Below are 15559 nucleotides of genomic sequence, written 5' to 3'. Positions count from 1 at the left end.
CGTAGCGGGCGTACGTCGTACCGAGGAGAAGAACCGTGAGTGAAGGGGCGAGCTACGCTGCCGCCGGAGTCGACATCGAGGCCGGGGACCGGGCCGTCGAGCTGATGAAGGAATGGGTGGCGAAGGCGACCCGCCCCGAGGTGGTCGGCGGGCTCGGCGGGTTCGCCGGGCTGTTCGACGCCACCGCGCTGACGTCGTACCGGCGGCCGCTGCTGGCGACCTCGACCGACGGGATCGGGACCAAGGTCGCGATCGCGCAGCAGCTGGACAAGCACGACACGATCGGGTTCGACCTGGTCGGCATGGTCGTCGACGACCTGGTCGTGTGCGGCGCCGAGCCGCTGTTCATGACCGACTACATCTGCACCGGCAAGGTGGTCCCGGAGACGATCGCGCAGATCGTGAAGGGCATCGCCGAAGCCTGCGTCGAGGCCGGTACGGCGCTGGTCGGCGGCGAGACCGCCGAGCACCCGGGCCTGCTGGAGCCGGACGAGTACGACGTCGCCGGCGCATCGACCGGCGTGGTCGAGGCCGACGAGGTGCTGGGCGCGGAGCGGGTGCGCGCCGGGGACGTGGTTGTGGCGATGGGGTCCTCGGGCCTGCACTCGAACGGGTACTCCCTGGTCCGGCACGTGTTCTTCCAGCGGGCTCGCTGGACGCTGGACCGCGAGGTGCCGGAGCTGGGGACCACGCTGGGTGAGGTGCTGCTGACCCCGACCCGGGTCTACGCCAAGCACTGCCTGGAGCTGATCCAGGAGCTGAACGGCGAGTTCGAGGGTGACGCGAAGCCGCTGCACGCGATGTCGCACATCACCGGCGGCGGGTTCGCGGCGAACCTGGCCCGCGTCATCCCGGACGAGCTGTCGGTCCGGATCGACCGGTCGACCTGGACGCCGGACCCGATCTTCGGGCTGGTCGGGCTGCTGGGCGACGTGGCCCTGCCCGAGCTCGAGAAGACGCTCAACATGGGGGCGGGGATGGTCGCCGTACTGGATCCGTCGGTGGCAGACCAGGCGATCGCGGCGCTGGCGGCGCGCGACATCCCGGCGTGGGTGTGCGGCGAGGTCGGCCCGACTCCGGGCGGAACCGTCACGCTGGAAGGCGTGTACGCCAAGTAGGCCGGCCGCCGAGCGGCTGACCCGAGGCACCGAGAAGGTCCCGCCGGCGCTGCTTTCGAGCAGGCGGGACCGCTCCGGCTACTGCTGGTGTGGTGGAGCTCGTCGGACGCGCGACTAACTGCTCAGCTACCCGCGAGGGCGCTGAGCAGGTCAGCCGAGCTGTTGCTTACCGACGGGGGTGGTAGTCGTCGGCGTCGTAGTCGTCGCCGTCGTTCTCGCCGTTGGCAGAACGGTCGCTCCCCTGGTCACCGGACAGCTCTCGCTTGAGCTGGTCCAAGTCGGTGTCCCAGGTGCGGTACTTCAGGTCGCGAGCGACCTTCGTCTGCTTGGCCTTTGCACGGCCGCGCCCCATAGCGTCGACCCCCTCGCACAAGTCAACCGGGTACGCAGCGTGGCGCCCACGGATCAGTCGTCAGTAATCGTGTTTCTAGGATACCCGGAGCACGGGATCGACACACGCACCGGCCCCCTGGCTGGACCCCGAGAGGTCCGATCACGCGGTCGGTGGGGTGGGCCGGTCCCCTCGAAACCGGCCCACCCCACCGCGTCGAGCCCCGGTTACTTGACCTCGCGACGTGAGCTTGCCCACAGTCCCACGATGGTCGGCAGCACGATCCAGATCCCGATCGCGGTGAGCGTCTCGGGCAGCATCCCGTTCAGGTTCCGCTCGATGATCCGGCCGAAGGCGCCGAACACGTCGAGCCAGTTCGCGTTGTCCTTGAACAGCGCCGGACCGGCCAGCGACCAGGCGGTCGGGGCGATGAAGTAGACCAGGATCGCGACCGCGGTCTGGGCGATCACCGCGCCGAAGGCGGCGCCCATCACCACGTTGAGCGCGACGGTCAGGTAGGCCCCGGCCAGCTGCCCGCCGAGGTCGGTGTACGACGTCGTGTGGTCGGTGACCGCTCCGGCCAGCGCCGTACCGGCCAGGGCGAGGGCGACGACGCCGGTCATCACCACGACGCTCAGCACGATCGCGGAGACGAACTTGGCCAGCTGGACCCGGATCCGGCGCGGTGACAGCGTGAACGTGGTCAGCGCGGTCCGCTGGGTCCACTCGCTCGTCATCGCCATCACGCCGATGACCGGCAGGATCAGCATCACACCGCTGGACGCGGCGCCGAGGAAGCCGTCGAACCCGGCAGGCCCCTGCGGCAGGTGGGTGAGCTGCCAGCCGATCGCGACGACGGCGAGCAGCAGGACGGCGGCGATCAGGACCCGGCCGCTGCGGGTGTTCACGGATTTGCGCAGCTCGATGGCGACGAGCTTGAGGAAGGACTGGCCGCGGGCCGGCGGCAGCGCGGTCGCCACCTCGGCCAGGTGCTTGGCCGGGGCCGGCGGAGCGGCTTCGGTCAGAGTGGTCATGGCTATGAGCTCCAGAAGAGTAGGTGTGGTCAGGCGGCTTCGGCGACGGGCGTGGTCAGCTGGAAGAACAGGTCCTCCAGGCCGGCGCCGTCGCTCTGGCGGAGTTCGAGCAGGATCTGGCCGGCGGCCGCGGCGGCCCGGCCGACCTGCTCGGCGGTAGCGTCGACGCGGAGCGCGCCGTCGGTGAGCGGCTCGGGACGCAGCCCGGCCGCGGTCAGGGCCTGGTTCAGACCGATCGGGTCGAGACCGCGGACGAGCGTGCCGCTCCCGGCCAGCAGCTCCTCCAGCGAGCCGTCGGCGACGATCCGGCCGCCGCCGATGACGACCAGCCGGTCGACCGTCGCCTGGACCTCGCCCAGCAGGTGGCTGGACAGGATCACCGTGCCGCCGCGAGACGCGAAGTCCTGCAGCAGCCCGCGCATCCACCGGATGCCCTCCGGGTCCATGCCGTTGGCGGGCTCGTCCAGGATCAGTACGGCGGGGTCGCCGAGTAGCGCGCTCGCGATCCCGAGCCGCTGCCGCATCCCCAGCGAGTACTGCCCGACCCGGCGCTTGGCGGCGTGGCTGAGGCCGACAGCCTCGAGCATCTCGTCCACCCGGGACTTCGGGACTCCGAGCAGGCTCGCGTTGAGCAGGAGCGTCTCCCGTCCGGTCCTGCCCGGGTGCTGGGCCGCGGCGTCGAGCATGACCCCGACGACCCGGCCGGGGTTGGGCAGGTCGACGTACCGCTTGCCGGTGATGGTCGCGGTGCCGGAGGTCGGCGGGGTGAGCCCGGTGAGCATCCGCAGCGTGGTGGACTTGCCGGCCCCGTTCGGGCCGAGGAAGCCGGTGATGCTGCCCGGCTGGACAGTGAAGGAGACGTCCTGGACGGCCGTGGTGCTGCCGTACCGCTTGGTCAGGTTCTCGACGGTGATCATGGCAACGAGTCAACCGTTCGCGACCCCGGTCGCACATCGGACGAGCGGCTGCGGCCACCCCCTACGAAAGTCGTCGGGGAACGACCCTGAACCCACCCGAACGGGTGACGAGAACACCCTTGCCCCGCAACTACGCTGACAGAATGCGACGGTTGCGCCGGTGGTACGCCTGGTGGGTCAGGCATTCCGCGCGCCTGCGCGACGTCCTGTACGTCGGCTTCAGCCTGCTCACCGTGGTCGCCCAGGCCGCGTCCGGCGGAGGCGGCTGGGGAGTCAAGGACTGGTTCGTCCTCGGCGCCGGCGTGATCGCCTCCGTCGTCCTGTTCTGGCGCCGGCGGTTCCCGGCGACCGTCACCGCGGTCACGGTGCTCGCGATGCTGACCGCGGGGATCTTCGTCCCGATGGGCCTGGCCCTGCTGACCCTCGCGATCCGCCGCCGCGACCTGGTCCTCGTCATCCTGGGCCTCGCGTCGTACGTCGCCTACGTCGCCAACACGGCCTCCGGCGACGGCGAGCTCTGGGTCGCGGTGTTCACCGCGCCGTTCCTGATCGGGACCTGGATCGCGATCGGCGCGTACGTCGGTGCGCGCCGGGACCTGATGGTGTCGCTGCGGGACCGCGCCGAGCGGGCCGAGGCGGAGCGCGAGTTGCGCGGTGAGCAGGCCCGGCTGGGCGAACGCGCCCGGATCGCCCAGGAGATGCACGACGTGCTCGCGCACAAGGTGTCGCTGATCGCGCTGCACGCCGGCGGGCTCGAGGTGAATCCGGCGGTCGGCCCGGAGAAGGTGGAGGACTCGGCCCGGCTGATCCGGGAGACCGCCCGGCAGGCGATGGAGGACCTGCGCGAGGTTCTCGGCGTACTGCGGTCGGACCTGAGCGTCGACGGGGCCGATCTGGCTCCCGTGCCGCGGGCGTCGGACCTGGACCGGCTGGTGCAGGCGTCCCGTAGTGCCGGGGTGAGTGTGACGGGCGAGTTCCTGCTGCCGGACGACGTACCGACGTCGGTGGGGCGGACGATCTATCGCGTGGTGCAGGAGTCGCTGACCAACGTGCACAAGCACGCTCGCGGAGCCTCGACCGAGGTCGTCGTCCATGGCAGCCGGGGAGACGGCGTCCGGGTGCGGGTGACGAATGTGCGGCCCGTCGCTGCTGGTTCACTGCTCCCAGGCTCCGGCGCGGGTCTCGTCGGCCTTCGCGAGCGGGTGCAACTGGTCGGCGGTCGGCTGTCGACCGGGCCGACGCAGGACGGCGGCTGGGAGGTGGACGCCTGGCTGCCCTGGCCGGACGGCCGGGACAACGTCGAGCCGGGCCTGGACTCGGGTATCGACTCGCGTGTGGACGAAGGGGAACGATGACGCGGCTGCTGATCGTGGACGACGAGGCGCTGGTCCGGGCCGGGCTGAAGATGATCCTCGAGTCGGACGACGACCTCGAGGTGGTCGCCGAGGCCGAGGACGGCGCCGACGCGGCGGCGATGGTGGTGAAGCACCGGCCGGACGTCGTCCTGATGGACATCCGGATGCCGCGCCTGGACGGGCTGGCGGCGACCCGGGAGGTGCAGGCGCTGCCGGATCCGCCGAAGGTCGTCGTCCTGACGACGTTCGACCTGGACGACTACGTGTTCCGGGCGCTGCAGGCCGGGGCGAGCGGGTTCCTGCTGAAGGACACGCCACCGCGGGAGCTGGTGCAGGCGGTGAAGGTGGTCGCGGCCGGGGACGCGATGTTGTCGCCGGCGGTGACACGGCGGCTGATCGGGCACTTCGCGGCGGACTCGCGCTCGGACCGGCAGCGGCAGGCGCGGGAGCGGATCGTCGTACTCACCGACCGGGAGCGCGAGGTGCTGGCCGCGGTCGGGCGCGGGCTGTCGAACGCCGACATCGGCAAGACGCTGTACATGAGCGAGGCGACGGTGAAGGCGCACGTGTCCCGCGTGCTGGTGAAGCTGGACGCCACCAACCGCGTCCAGGTCGCGATCCTCGCCCACGACGCGGGACTGCTGGACGACTAGCGCAAAGGAAACCGGTCGGGGCCGTCGGAGGGGTGGGGGACGACGGCCCGCGACCGGTTTCAGGTCAGCGATCCTGGGGGAGGGGAAACGCTGACGGGACTGGATCAGACGCGGCCGAAGGCCACGCTCTTGGTCCAGATCTTGGCCTTCCGGACCGGGACACCCGGCTTCGAGGAGTGCCACAGCATGTTGCCGCCGGCGTAGATGCCGACGTGGTACACGCCGCCGCCACCGCTCTTGAAGAACACCAGGTCACCCGGCTTGGCCGTGGAGCGGCTGATGTGCTTGGTCGCGCTGTACTGCGCACGCGACGTGCGGGGCAGCTTCTTGCCGGCCTTCTTGTACACGTAGCCGGTGTAGCCGGAGCAGTCGAAGCCGCGCGGGGTCGTGCCGCCGTAGCGGTACGGCGTGCCCTTCAGCTTCGCCGCCTCGCGCAGCACCTTCGCGCGGAAGGTGGTGGTCCCGCTGCTCTTGCCGTAGGGACCGTAGAGCAGTCCGCGCTTGGCGGTCCAGGTCAGCCGGCTCCAGGTCGCCCGGGTCGTTGTACCAGTGACCTTGAGACCCCAGGATGCCTGGTACTTCTTCAGGACCCGGATGGTGCTGGCACCGTAGTAGCCGTCCGGGCCGAGGTGCAGGGCCTTCTGCACGTACTTGACGGTCGGGCCCTTGTCGCGGAACCGGAGCAGCGGCCGACTCGGGATGCTCCAGTACCCACGCGGGGTGGCGGTGGCGGTGGCGGAGGTGGTGGCCGCCGAAGCGGTGGCCGGAGGGGCGGCGAGAGTGATGGCGGCTCCACCGCCGACCGTGAGGCCCACCGTGAGGACGGCGGCCGCGGCCCGAGGGCTTGCGGGCTTGGTGGGCTTGCGGTGCTTCGCGAGGGTGCGGCCGGTGGGCCGGGTACTGACCTCGCTGGTCTGACTGACGGCGCGCGAAAGCGACGTCCGTCGGGCAGTGACGGGCATGGTTGTCTCCCGACGCCTGCGGAGTTAGCTGTCGGGTTCGGGCTGGGATTCATCGCCCGGTCCGCTCCCGCGGACTTCACCCCAGGGTTCCGACCACTCACGGTCGAGACCCAACCTCCTGGGTCCCCCACCCCTGCCTTGGTTGTTCGAGGGGAGCAACTGTGCCTGGCAGGGCTCGGCGTTGACACAGGTGCGGTTCGTGTTGTTTACCGAACCGCCGACGACTGTATAACAGAATGATCACGACGCAAACCCTCGAATCCACAGGGAGCCTCCAGAAAGGCCCTGAGGGCCTCTCTGACGGATCAGGAATCGAGGGTGAACACCAGGTGTCCTGAGCGCGTCTCAGCGGGGCTCAGAGGGCAAATGAGCGCTCTCATGTGATCTCGGTCACAGTCGCTGGTCGCTTTCTGTGACAACGGGCACAGTGCGTACTCAGGGCACCCTCAGGTGCTTGCGAATTCAGCTAGTTCCCGAGCAGCGCCACGAACCGGTCCAGGCCGACGTTCCCGCCTGACAGCACCACTCCGACGCGCTCCGGCAGCGGCTGGATCCGCCCGCCCAGCAGCGCCGCGAGCGCACTCGCGCCGCTCGGCTCGAGCACGATCTTCAGCCGCTCGAACGCGAACGCCATCGCGGCCACGATCTCGTCGTCGGTGACGAGTTCGAAGCTGTCCACCAGCCGCCGGTTCACCGCGAACGTCAGCTCGCCCGGCGTCGAGATCGCCTGCCCGTCCGCGATCGTCCGCGGCACGTCGATCTCCACCCGTTCGCCCGCCGCCAGCGACCGGGCGTGGTCGTCCCCGGCGGCCGGCTCGACGCCGATCATCCGGATCCCGGGCGCCAAGGCGGTTGCGGCCGTCGCGCAGCCGGCCATCAATCCGCCGCCACCGACCGGCACGAGCAGCGCGCCCAAGGGCCCGGTCTCCTCGATCAGCTCCAGAGCGACGGTCCCTTGTCCCGCCATCACGTCGTAGTGGTCGTACGGCGGAATGAGCGTGAGCCCCCGCTCGGACGCCAGCTCCTTCGCCAGTGCCGCCCGGTCCTGCGCGTACCGGTCGTACGTGACGACCTCAGCGCCGTACCCGCGGGTGGCCGCGACCTTCGTCGGCGGGGCGTCTGCCGGCATCAGGATGACCGCCTTCGTCCCGGCGATCTGCGCCGCCAGCGCCACGGCCTGGGCGTGATTCCCGGACGAGTACGCCGCGACGCCGTACCGGAGCTCCTCCGGGGTCAGGCGGCTGACCGCGTTGTAGGCGCCGCGGAACTTGAAGGCGCCGATGCGCTGCAGGTTCTCCGCCTTGAGGAAGACCCGCGCGCCCACTCGCTCGTCCAGGGTTCGCGAGGTCAGGACCGGCGTGCGGTGGGCGATCCCGGCGATCCGGTCGGCGGCGGACCGGACGTCTGTGAGACTCAGTTCGGTCATGCGGCCGACGCTATCTGCTCTGCTGCGAAAACCGATGTCAAGATGGCGCGACCGGCTCCGTACTGATGGGCGAGAGGCTCTCCGACCGAGGGCCGTGGATGAAGGAGACACCGTGAAGTATCTGCTGGTGCTGAACATCAACGCCGACGTGCTGGCCGCGCTGACCGAGGAGGAGCAGGCCGCGATCGGCGCCGGGCACGAGAAGTTCATGGCGACAATCAAGGACTCGGGCGAGTTCCACAGCACGGTCGCGCTCACCGAGCCGGCCAAGTCCGCCGTGGTCAAGGTCCGCGACGGGGTTCCGGCGGTGACCGACGGGCCGTTCGTGGAGGCGAAGGAGTTCCTGGGCGGCTACTACATCGTCGACGTCGCCTCGGCGGAACGCGCGTACGAGCTGGCCGCGATGATCCCGGACGCCGCGATCGAGGGCCTCGGCGTCGAGGTCCGCGGCGTGGTGTTCGAGTCCGGTCTCTGAGCAAAAGGGTCTCGCCGCGCTCGCGGCGAGACCCCTTTTGCTATTGCGCTTTTCAGTCCGTCTGGTCGTCGACGTTGGCGTCGGCGGCGCTCCTCTTGATCGACTCGATCCCGTTCAGCGCGACGGCCTCGCCCTACCTCCAGCCGTTTTGTGTTCACGCCGTTTCGGAGCGTAGTCCCGTCAGCCTGCCGGGACCTCACGCACCACGCCGGGTGGGCCGGACCAGCCGGGCCAGGGACCGGGGGCCGGTCCGTCGGCGTCGGGGCGTTCCTCTTCCACCGTCTTGTACGGCTTGAGGCCGCGGGCCTGGTAGTTGACCAGCGCCGCCGGTCCGTCGAGCGTGTTGGTGTTCACCCAGACCCGGGTGATCGGATCGACGCCTTCGTGCCGCTCGTCGAGCGTCCAGGCCATCTGCAGGCCGACAGTCAGCAGGTGGCCGCCGATGCCGCGGCCGATGAAGCCCTTCAGCAGCCCGAAATTCTCGATCTCGACCTCGCTGCCGACGCCGCGAAGGGCGACGTACCCGGCCGGAACGCCGTCGACCCACGGCACGTACGTCTCGAACCCGGGCCGGCTCAGCCAGTCCGTCCACTGGTCCCAGTTCCAGCCGAGCTTGCCGATCCAGTGCCAGTGACCACCGACCGCGGTGTAGAGGTAGCGGGCGAACTCCGGGGAGACCTCCTCGACCCGCCGGATCTCGATCGGCTGTTCCTTCGCCGGCACGATCTCGTCCGGGCTGTGCTGCTCCAGGTAGGTCAGGACGCTGAGTGCCAAGCTACTTCTCCTCGTTCAGTACGCCGCGGATGCCCGCGACGACCAGGTCGATGCCGAGCTCGTAGTACCGGTCCGTCGAGGTCGGGCACACCAGGGTGTCCGCGGCGGACGTGACGAGCGGGTACTTGCGTGGGGGCAGCGAGGCCAGCGATGCACGCTTCCGCCGCAACGAATCCTCACGGGTGATCGGGTCGCTCGCCTCCCGCGCGATCGGGTCGTTGGTGACGAGCGTGATCAGGGAGCAGATCGACTGCCGGCCGACCTCGGCCGCGTCGTCGACCGAGAACCCACCCGCGGTGAGCAGCTCCATCGTCCGCTCGGCCATCACCAGCCCCGGCTCGGCCACCAGGATGCGGGTCAGGGTGAGATCCGCGAGCCGCGGGTGCCCTCGCAGCGCGGTGACGAACGCCGTCAGCACGGCGTGCAGCTGACGGTCCCACGGCTCGTCGGACGGCTCCGGCAGCACGACGTCCGCCAGCAGCCGGTCGCCGAGCGCGGCGAGCAGGTCGTCCTTGTCCTTGAAGTGCCGGTACAGCGCCATCGGCGTGACCTCGTGCTGACCGGCCAGCCGGCGGAGCGTGACGGCGGCCGGACCCTCGTCGTCCGCGATCGCGAGCGCGCTGTCCACGACCTTGTCCGGGTCCAGCCTGCGGGCGGGTTCTTTGCTGATCACGTTGACAAGTTTACACCGTAGACCTAGCGTGTACTGCGTACGCATACAGCGTATACATACAACGTAGACTGAATTCTCGAGTGAGGTAGTCATGCGACGCAGTCCCTGGGCCACCCTGGCGGTGCTGGCCCTCGCGCAGTTCATCGTGGTGCTGGACGTGACGATCGTGAACGTCGCGCTGCCGCACATCCAGGCGGACCTGAACTTCTCCGCCGACTCCCTGCAATGGGTGATCAACGCCTACACGCTGCTGTTCGGCGGCTTCCTGCTGCTGGGCGGCCGGATGGCCGACCTGCTCGGGCCGCGCCGGGTGTTCGTCGCCGGGTTGCTCCTGTTCGGCGCCACCTCGCTGGTCGCGGGGTTGTCGAGCTCACCCGAGTTCCTGATCGCCGCACGCGCCGTACAGGGTCTTGGTGGGGCGCTGCTGTCACCGGCCGCGCTGGCGATTCTCACGGTGACGTTCGCGCACGGGCGCGAGCGCAACATCGCGATGGGTGTGTGGGGTGGTCTTGCGGGTCTTGGTGGCACGCTCGGCGTTGTGGCGGGCGGCGTACTGGTCGACTCGCTCAGCTGGCAGTGGATCTTCTTCGTCAACGTGCCGATCGTGGTTGCGCTCGTCGCGGTGATCCCGGTGTTCGTGCGCGACGTGCGGCACGCGGTTGGTCGCCGTACGTTCGACACCTTGGGCGCTGTGCTTGCCACGACGGGCTTGCTGGCGGTCGTGTACGGCGTGGTGCGGTCGGAGCCGTCCGGATGGGGATCGTTCGAGGTGGTCGGCGTACTGACTGCTGGAGTGGTGTTGCTGCTGGCCTTCGTACTGGTGGAGACGCGGTCTGCTGCTCCGCTGGTGCCGCTGCGGCTGTTCCGGTCGCGTGCGTTGAGTGTGTCGGGCGGATCGCTTGCACTGAACGGGGCTGCGTTCTTGTCGATGTTCTTCCTGACTGCCATCTACTTGCAGCAGGTGCGTGGGGACAGTGCGCTCGAGGCGGGCGTGCACTTCCTCCCCATGGGCGGTGCGGCGATCGTCGGCGCCGTACTGGCGTCGCAGCTGGTGCAGCGTGTTGGCACTCGCACCGTGCAGCTCACCGGCGCAGTGTTGAGCGTTGCCGGGTTGCTGCTGCTGTCGCAGGCTGATGCGACTGGTAGCTATTCCTCAGAACTCCTGCCTGGGTTGGTGATTTTCGGCTTCGGCATCCTCGGTGTCGGCGTACCTGGTCAGATCACCGCTGTCTCCGAGGTGCGGCCGGCCGAGGCTGGTGCGGCGTCCGGTGTGGTCAACGCGATGTACCAGGTAGGCGGTGCGCTCGGTTTGGCGATCGTCACCACGCTGTCCATCACCCACACCACGCAGGAACTCACGCACGGTGCCACCCAGCAACAAGCCCTGGTAGCGGGCTACGAACGTGGACTGCTGGCGGCTGCAGTGTTTGCCTTGGCCAACGTCCTTCTGACACTGGCTTCTCCGCAACTGCAGCCGACCTCCGAAGAGCTGACCGAGGCCGCTGCCGCGGCGTAGTCGTGCACTGCCCGTTGGTGATGCGGGTTCCTATGGGGTTGTGGGCCTCCATGGCGCGGCGCATGGTGGATTCAATGGGAGGTCAGCATCACAAGGGGGAGTCATGGAAGCGAACGCGATCGATCGCCGACGGCTGTTGCACGGAGCCGGCGCAGCTGCCGGTGGAGCCGTGGTTGTCGGGGTGGGGGCGCTGGCAACGCAACCGGCCGCTGCGAGCGGCGGATCCAAGCGACTGGCAGGGAGCTGGCTGGTCAACGTGGCAGCCGGCGGCCCACAAGGAGGCAGGCTCGTCTCGGTCGGCAGCTTCGCTGAGGGCGGAGTCGCGATCACGCACGACATCAGCCCGGCAGGACCACCGTTCACCGGGTCCTGGGCGCAGAACGGAAGCAAGTGGCGCGCGACGCTGTGGTCCGGATTCCCCGGCGACAGCGGACCGGGATCCACCGGACCCACCGCCCGGCTGCGGCTTCGGGGTGAGGTGAAGGGCAACCGGATCCGCGGCACCTTCACCTTCACGCTGTTCGCCCCGGGCGAGGATCCCTCGACCGATACCGGTTCGTTCGAGGGCCGCCGGATCGAAGCCTGACGGTTTGTTGCCGTCTACCCCCATACGGCTTTGGGGGAGAACGGAGGGTGTTCCCGGATCTGCCGCGGTCCCGACTTCGCGAGGCTTGCCCTGTAGTCAATTGCTGACAGGGAGGGCTTGGTATGCGGCGAGCGCTGCAAGTATTGGTGGCTGCGACGACGGTGTCGGCGGTGATGGCGGCTCCAGTGGCCGCCGTTGCCGCACCACCGGATCGCACCGAACTGCAAAGACAGTTGGACACCGTCGTGGCTGCCAGTGGGGTGGGCGCGCTGGCGGAGGTGCGCGACGGGCATCGCGTGTGGCGTGGGACCAGCGGAGTCGCCGAGGTCGGTACGACGCGGAAGGTCCCGGTCCGCGGTCAGTTCCGGGCCGGCAGCATCACGAAGACGTTTGTGGCAACCGTCGTACTGCAGCTGGTGGATGAGGGCGAGCTGCGGTTGGACGACCCGGTGGAGAAGTGGCTGCCCGGGGTTGTCCCGAACGGTGAGAACATCAAGCTGCGCTACCTGCTCAACCACACCAGCACGCTGTACGACTTCAAGGACACCCTGACGATGCAGGAGATCCTCGACAGCCGGTGGCGGACCTGGACGGCCGAGGAGATGGTCGAGCGGGCGCTGGCGAAACCGCCGACGTCGAAGGAGCCGGGGAAGGTCTTCGACTACTCGAACACCAACTACACCTTGCTCGGCATGGTCATCGAGAAGGTGACCGGAGCGTCGTACGCCGACGAGATCGAGCGCCGCATCATCGTGCCGCTGGGGCTGCACGGCACCGAGCTGCCCGGTACGTCGCCGTGGATCCGGCGGCCGCACCCGCACGGCTACGTCCCCACCGGCGAGGGCCTCCTCGACTACACCGAGATGAACCCGTCGATCTTCGGCGCCGGCGGCGAGCTGATCTCCACCGCGGCCGACCTCAACCACTTCTTCGCCGCCCTGCTGGACGGCGACCTGCTACCGCCGTACCTCCTGGCCGAGATGAAAACCCCAGCCGTCCCCGGCCGCAACTACGGCCTGGGCCTGGCCTGGCGCGACACCTCCTGCGGAACCCGCGTCTACGGCAACGACGGCGACTCCCTCACCTACCAGTCCTGGTCCTTCTCCACCGAAAACACCCACCACCAGGCCACCGTCGTAGTAACCCCCAACTTCAACGGCAACGACCCCGACGACACCATCAACAACTTCCTCAACACCGCCTTCTGCAGCTGATCCTCTGAGGCCCCACCAATCCCGCTGGTGGGGCCTCATCGCTATCGTGCTGGAGTGCTGTTGTTCCTCGATGTCGACGGCCCGCTCATCCCCTTCGGCGCGAAGAGCTATCCGACCTACCGACCGGCAAGTACGGCGCTGAGCGCCGGATCCAATCCCCTCGTGGAACGGATCAACCCAGCGCACGGCCCCCGGTTGCTGGCCCTCGGATGCGAGCTGATCTGGGCCACCACCTGGATGAACGACGCAAACGACTGCATCTCCCCCTGGCTGGGTTTCCCGGAGTTGCCGGTGATGACCTGGCCGGAGCCGTCCGACCAGGACGAGCAGGACGAGCGCGCAGGTCTCCACTGGAAGACTCGCGCGCTGGTCGACCGCGCCGCCGGTCGGACGTTCATCTGGATCGACGACGAGATCACCGCCACAGACCAGGCCTGGGTGCGCAACCACCACCAAGGCCAAGCCCTGCTGCACGCCGTCGATCCCCAGCGCGGCCTCACCGACGCGGATTTCGGCACCCTCCACGCGTTCCTGGCAACCGGTTGAGTTCCCGTAAGCGGTATTTATCCTCCGCGTCGCGCGTCTTGTCGGCATGGCAAGTGGCAGGAGGAGGACCATGGCTGAAGACATCGACGTCCGCGCGGAGTTGCGGGCGCGGATCGAAACCCGGCGGGCCGGCATCGCGGCGTTTCTGCGCGACGTCCGGCCGCGCCGCAACCGGCTGACCAACATCAGCATCGTCAGCAGCGCCCTGGCCGCGGCCTTCGTGGCCGGCCCGGCTCTGACCGGCGTGCAATTCACAGAGCGAGTCAAGGAAGACCTGTCCCTCGACACCTCCGCGGCCGTCTGGCAGCCGCTGTGTCTGGCCGCACTGATCGTCTCGTTGATCTCGGTCATCTCGAGCAACCTGAGCAAGTCCCAGGACCTCGCCGCGCGCGTCACGGCAGCCGAGGTCTGCAACACCGAGCTCGAAGGCGTGCTGACCTCGCTCCAGTTCGGCCACCTCTCGGTCGAGGACGCGGTCGAGCAGTACCAGGAGAGCGTCAGCAAGATCCCCTTCGTCGAGGAGCCGCCGCGCACCTGATGTCACATCTCGCCCGGTCGCGTGCGTCATAGTGACTGTGATGGACGAGAAGCGAGCTGCGCATCAAGCCCTGGTGAACCAGATCCTGAACGGCCCCGGTACGGCGCCCGCCGACCAGCGAGCCCGCGCGTTCGACAATGCCGAACCCAGGCACCCGCTGATCGACAAAGTCGCCACCAGACCGACCCAGATCACCGACGAAGACTTCGCCGCAACCGGCCTCACCGATGACCAGCTCTTCGAACTGGTCATCGCCGCCGCCGTCGGCCAATCCACCCGCCTGTACGACGCGGGCCTCGCCGCCCTCGCCGAAGCCACCGGGGAGGACGGCTGATGCGACCCGCCATCCTCAACCACGGCTACCGCCGCCGTACCAAGCTCCTCTTCGCCGTCATCCGCCTGTTCTCCGGCCACCCCGTCCCCGACGCCGCCAAACTGGTCTTCTACCGCCCCGACTTCTACGGCACCAAAGCCAAACTCTTCACCCACGAAGCCATGCGCGGCGCGTCAGCCTGGTCAGTAGCCGACCGAGAACTGATGGCCGCCTACATCTCCAACCTCAACCAATCCACCTTCTGCACCCGAGCCCACACCGCAACCGCCACCCAGGCCTACCAAGACCCGCCCCTGGTCCAAGCCGTCCTCACCGACCTGGACTCTGCCCCCATAACCCCCGCCCTCCGGGCAACCTTGAAGATGCTCGGTCACCTCACCCAACACGGCACCGTGACAGCCGACGACATGCGCCAAGTCCTCGCCACAGGCACCTCTCCCCAACAGGTCGCAGACGCCCTCGCAGTCTGCACCGCCTTCAACACCACCACCCGCCTATCCGACGCCTTCGCCTTCGAAATCCTGCCCCCGGCATCCTTCGAAGCCGGAGCCAAATACCTCCTCAAACACGGCTACCGCTAGCGGGATCATTGGCGAATGGACCTCATGCGGATGAGTGAACGCGAGTACTGGGCAGAGGTGGCCAAGAGGCCTGCGATGTTCATCGGCCGAACGACGCTTACCGGCCTTGAGGGCTACCTGTTCGGGTACGACGCGCATGCGCACCGCCATGGTGGATCGGGCCTGGATGGCTGGACCGACTGGCTGGCGGCCAGAATGGGCCGCGAATGCAGTCACGGGTGGAACGGCAAGGTCCGCCATCTTGCACTCGGCGACGAGTGGGAGCACTGGGATCTGCCCGCCGACCAGGAACAGCAGGTCATCGCGGTCCTCTTCGACCTACTCGACGAGTTCCTCGCAGAACGCGAGACGATGGGCGTCTCGACGCGATAGCTCAGAGGCGCCCGTCTCCTGCAGGCCAGTGCCCGAGGCGCCGCGGCTAGCAACTCCTCAGGGTGCAGGTGCCGACTGGCCAGGGCGGCGTCGGCCACGGCGAGCGCCTCGCCGAACGGGAGCACCCGGGCACAGTCGAGAACCGTGCGCAGGA

At 68.8% G+C, this 15559-nt stretch carries 19 protein-coding genes, 1 pseudogene and 1 riboswitch; of the genes and pseudogenes, 12 read left to right on the top strand and 8 right to left on the bottom strand.

Annotated elements, in window-relative coordinates:
* Positions 1–35 precede the first annotated feature (35 nt).
* Positions 36–1118, top strand: a complete 1083-nt coding sequence (gene purM / locus ACWCOV_RS23475) for a phosphoribosylformylglycinamidine cyclo-ligase (RefSeq protein WP_449831433.1) — start codon at positions 36–38, stop codon at positions 1116–1118.
* 166 nt (positions 1119–1284) lie between these two features.
* On the opposite strand, the gene ACWCOV_RS23470 is transcribed toward purM, so the two are convergent.
* From ACWCOV_RS23470 to ACWCOV_RS23460, 3 genes are all read right to left on the bottom strand, one after another.
* Entirely contained in the window at positions 1285–1470 is a 186-nt protein-coding gene (locus tag ACWCOV_RS23470) for a DUF3073 domain-containing protein (RefSeq protein ID WP_360524662.1), read from the bottom strand.
* A 206-nt stretch (positions 1471–1676) separates the two neighbouring features.
* The gene (locus tag ACWCOV_RS23465) at positions 1677–2483 is read right to left on the bottom strand and encodes an ABC transporter permease (RefSeq protein ID WP_449831432.1); all 807 of its coding nucleotides are present in this window, start codon (positions 2481–2483) and stop codon (positions 1677–1679) included.
* A gap of 29 nt (positions 2484–2512) precedes the next feature.
* Positions 2513–3400 carry an ABC transporter ATP-binding protein gene (locus ACWCOV_RS23460; RefSeq protein ID WP_449831431.1) on the bottom strand — a complete coding sequence of 296 codons (888 nt, stop codon included), beginning with the start codon at positions 3398–3400 and terminating at the stop codon, positions 2513–2515.
* A 143-nt stretch (positions 3401–3543) separates the two neighbouring features.
* Here ACWCOV_RS23460 and ACWCOV_RS23455 point away from each other — a divergent pair, with 143 nt between their 5' ends.
* A complete protein-coding gene (locus tag ACWCOV_RS23455) occupies positions 3544–4755 on the top strand; it encodes a sensor histidine kinase (protein WP_449831430.1) in 1212 nt (403 codons plus the stop codon).
* Positions 4752–5408, top strand: a complete 657-nt coding sequence (locus tag ACWCOV_RS23450) for a response regulator (protein ID WP_449831429.1) — start codon at positions 4752–4754, stop codon at positions 5406–5408. Before ACWCOV_RS23455 ends, ACWCOV_RS23450 begins: the two co-directional genes overlap by 4 nt.
* 104 nt (positions 5409–5512) lie before the next feature.
* On the opposite strand, the gene ACWCOV_RS23445 is transcribed toward ACWCOV_RS23450, so the two are convergent.
* The gene (locus ACWCOV_RS23445; RefSeq protein ID WP_449831428.1) at positions 5513–6370 is read right to left on the bottom strand and encodes a C40 family peptidase; all 858 of its coding nucleotides are present in this window, start codon (positions 6368–6370) and stop codon (positions 5513–5515) included.
* A riboswitch (cyclic di-AMP (ydaO/yuaA leader) is annotated at positions 6370–6538 on the bottom strand. Its footprint overlaps the gene before it by 1 nt.
* 298 nt (positions 6539–6836) lie before the next feature.
* A complete protein-coding gene (locus tag ACWCOV_RS23440) occupies positions 6837–7796 on the bottom strand; it encodes a pyridoxal-phosphate dependent enzyme (RefSeq protein ID WP_449831427.1) in 960 nt (319 codons plus the stop codon).
* Between the two features lie 112 nt (positions 7797–7908).
* On the opposite strand from ACWCOV_RS23440, the gene ACWCOV_RS23435 reads away from it, so the two are divergent.
* Positions 7909–8271, top strand: coding sequence for a YciI family protein (locus tag ACWCOV_RS23435; RefSeq protein ID WP_449831426.1), 363 nt, complete (start codon positions 7909–7911; stop codon positions 8269–8271).
* A 52-nt stretch (positions 8272–8323) separates the two neighbouring features.
* On the opposite strand, the pseudogene ACWCOV_RS23430 reads toward ACWCOV_RS23435, so the two are convergent.
* The 3 genes and pseudogenes from ACWCOV_RS23430 to ACWCOV_RS23420 all read right to left on the bottom strand — a co-directional run.
* Positions 8324–8395, bottom strand: a pseudogene (locus ACWCOV_RS23430) (DUF1508 domain-containing protein); the annotation flags it as partial.
* Between the two features lie 56 nt (positions 8396–8451).
* On the bottom strand, positions 8452–9045 hold the full coding sequence (locus tag ACWCOV_RS23425; protein WP_449831425.1) for a GNAT family N-acetyltransferase: 594 nt from the start codon (positions 9043–9045) through the stop codon (positions 8452–8454).
* A 1-nt stretch (position 9046) separates the two neighbouring features.
* Positions 9047–9718, bottom strand: a complete 672-nt coding sequence (locus ACWCOV_RS23420; RefSeq protein WP_449831424.1) for a TetR/AcrR family transcriptional regulator — start codon at positions 9716–9718, stop codon at positions 9047–9049.
* 91 nt (positions 9719–9809) lie between these two features.
* On the opposite strand from ACWCOV_RS23420, the gene ACWCOV_RS23415 reads away from it, so the two are divergent.
* The 8 genes from ACWCOV_RS23415 (at position 9810) to ACWCOV_RS23380 (ending at position 15405) form a co-directional block, all read left to right on the top strand.
* The gene (locus ACWCOV_RS23415; RefSeq protein ID WP_449831423.1) at positions 9810–11234 is read left to right on the top strand and encodes an MFS transporter; all 1425 of its coding nucleotides are present in this window, start codon (positions 9810–9812) and stop codon (positions 11232–11234) included.
* A gap of 103 nt (positions 11235–11337) precedes the next feature.
* Entirely contained in the window at positions 11338–11820 is a 483-nt protein-coding gene (locus ACWCOV_RS23410) for a hypothetical protein (RefSeq protein ID WP_449831422.1), read from the top strand.
* Between the two features lie 146 nt (positions 11821–11966).
* Positions 11967–13034 carry a serine hydrolase domain-containing protein gene (locus ACWCOV_RS23405; RefSeq protein WP_449831421.1) on the top strand — a complete coding sequence of 356 codons (1068 nt, stop codon included), beginning with the start codon at positions 11967–11969 and terminating at the stop codon, positions 13032–13034.
* A gap of 54 nt (positions 13035–13088) precedes the next feature.
* On the top strand, positions 13089–13580 hold the full coding sequence (locus ACWCOV_RS23400; protein WP_449831420.1) for an HAD domain-containing protein: 492 nt from the start codon (positions 13089–13091) through the stop codon (positions 13578–13580).
* Between the two features lie 70 nt (positions 13581–13650).
* On the top strand, positions 13651–14118 hold the full coding sequence (locus ACWCOV_RS23395) for a hypothetical protein (protein WP_449831419.1): 468 nt from the start codon (positions 13651–13653) through the stop codon (positions 14116–14118).
* A 40-nt stretch (positions 14119–14158) separates the two neighbouring features.
* Complete coding sequence (locus ACWCOV_RS23390; protein ID WP_449831418.1) at positions 14159–14452, top strand: hypothetical protein; 294 nt, start codon at positions 14159–14161, stop codon at positions 14450–14452.
* On the top strand, positions 14452–15033 hold the full coding sequence (locus tag ACWCOV_RS23385) for a carboxymuconolactone decarboxylase family protein (RefSeq protein ID WP_449831417.1): 582 nt from the start codon (positions 14452–14454) through the stop codon (positions 15031–15033). Before ACWCOV_RS23390 ends, ACWCOV_RS23385 begins: the two co-directional genes overlap by 1 nt.
* A 15-nt stretch (positions 15034–15048) precedes the next feature.
* Positions 15049–15405, top strand: coding sequence for a hypothetical protein (locus ACWCOV_RS23380; RefSeq protein WP_449831416.1), 357 nt, complete (start codon positions 15049–15051; stop codon positions 15403–15405).
* The last annotated feature ends 154 nt before the right edge of the window (positions 15406–15559 follow it).

This window comes from Kribbella sp. NPDC002412, from assembly GCF_053592935.1.
This window is presented reverse-complemented; position numbering and strand designations above follow the sequence as displayed.

What these genes read in the sequence shown, in the direction of transcription:
- ACWCOV_RS23440 (WP_449831427.1), bottom strand. Translation starts at nt 7,796, where the DNA reads ATGACCGAACTGAGTCTCACAGACGTCCGGTCCGCCGCCGACCGGATC.
- ACWCOV_RS23470 (WP_360524662.1), bottom strand. Translation starts at nt 1,470, where the DNA reads ATGGGGCGCGGCCGTGCAAAGGCCAAGCAGACGAAGGTCGCTCGCGAC.
- ACWCOV_RS23415 (WP_449831423.1), top strand. Translation starts at nt 9,810, where the DNA reads ATGCGACGCAGTCCCTGGGCCACCCTGGCGGTGCTGGCCCTCGCGCAG.
- ACWCOV_RS23450 (WP_449831429.1), top strand. Translation starts at nt 4,752, where the DNA reads ATGACGCGGCTGCTGATCGTGGACGACGAGGCGCTGGTCCGGGCCGGG.
- ACWCOV_RS23410 (WP_449831422.1), top strand. Translation starts at nt 11,338, where the DNA reads ATGGAAGCGAACGCGATCGATCGCCGACGGCTGTTGCACGGAGCCGGC.
- ACWCOV_RS23385 (WP_449831417.1), top strand. Translation starts at nt 14,452, where the DNA reads ATGCGACCCGCCATCCTCAACCACGGCTACCGCCGCCGTACCAAGCTC.
- ACWCOV_RS23455 (WP_449831430.1), top strand. Translation starts at nt 3,544, where the DNA reads ATGCGACGGTTGCGCCGGTGGTACGCCTGGTGGGTCAGGCATTCCGCG.
- ACWCOV_RS23395 (WP_449831419.1), top strand. Translation starts at nt 13,651, where the DNA reads ATGGCTGAAGACATCGACGTCCGCGCGGAGTTGCGGGCGCGGATCGAA.
- ACWCOV_RS23465 (WP_449831432.1), bottom strand. Translation starts at nt 2,483, where the DNA reads ATGACCACTCTGACCGAAGCCGCTCCGCCGGCCCCGGCCAAGCACCTG.
- ACWCOV_RS23460 (WP_449831431.1), bottom strand. Translation starts at nt 3,400, where the DNA reads ATGATCACCGTCGAGAACCTGACCAAGCGGTACGGCAGCACCACGGCC.
- ACWCOV_RS23445 (WP_449831428.1), bottom strand. Translation starts at nt 6,370, where the DNA reads ATGCCCGTCACTGCCCGACGGACGTCGCTTTCGCGCGCCGTCAGTCAG.
- ACWCOV_RS23390 (WP_449831418.1), top strand. Translation starts at nt 14,159, where the DNA reads ATGGACGAGAAGCGAGCTGCGCATCAAGCCCTGGTGAACCAGATCCTG.
- ACWCOV_RS23380 (WP_449831416.1), top strand. Translation starts at nt 15,049, where the DNA reads ATGGACCTCATGCGGATGAGTGAACGCGAGTACTGGGCAGAGGTGGCC.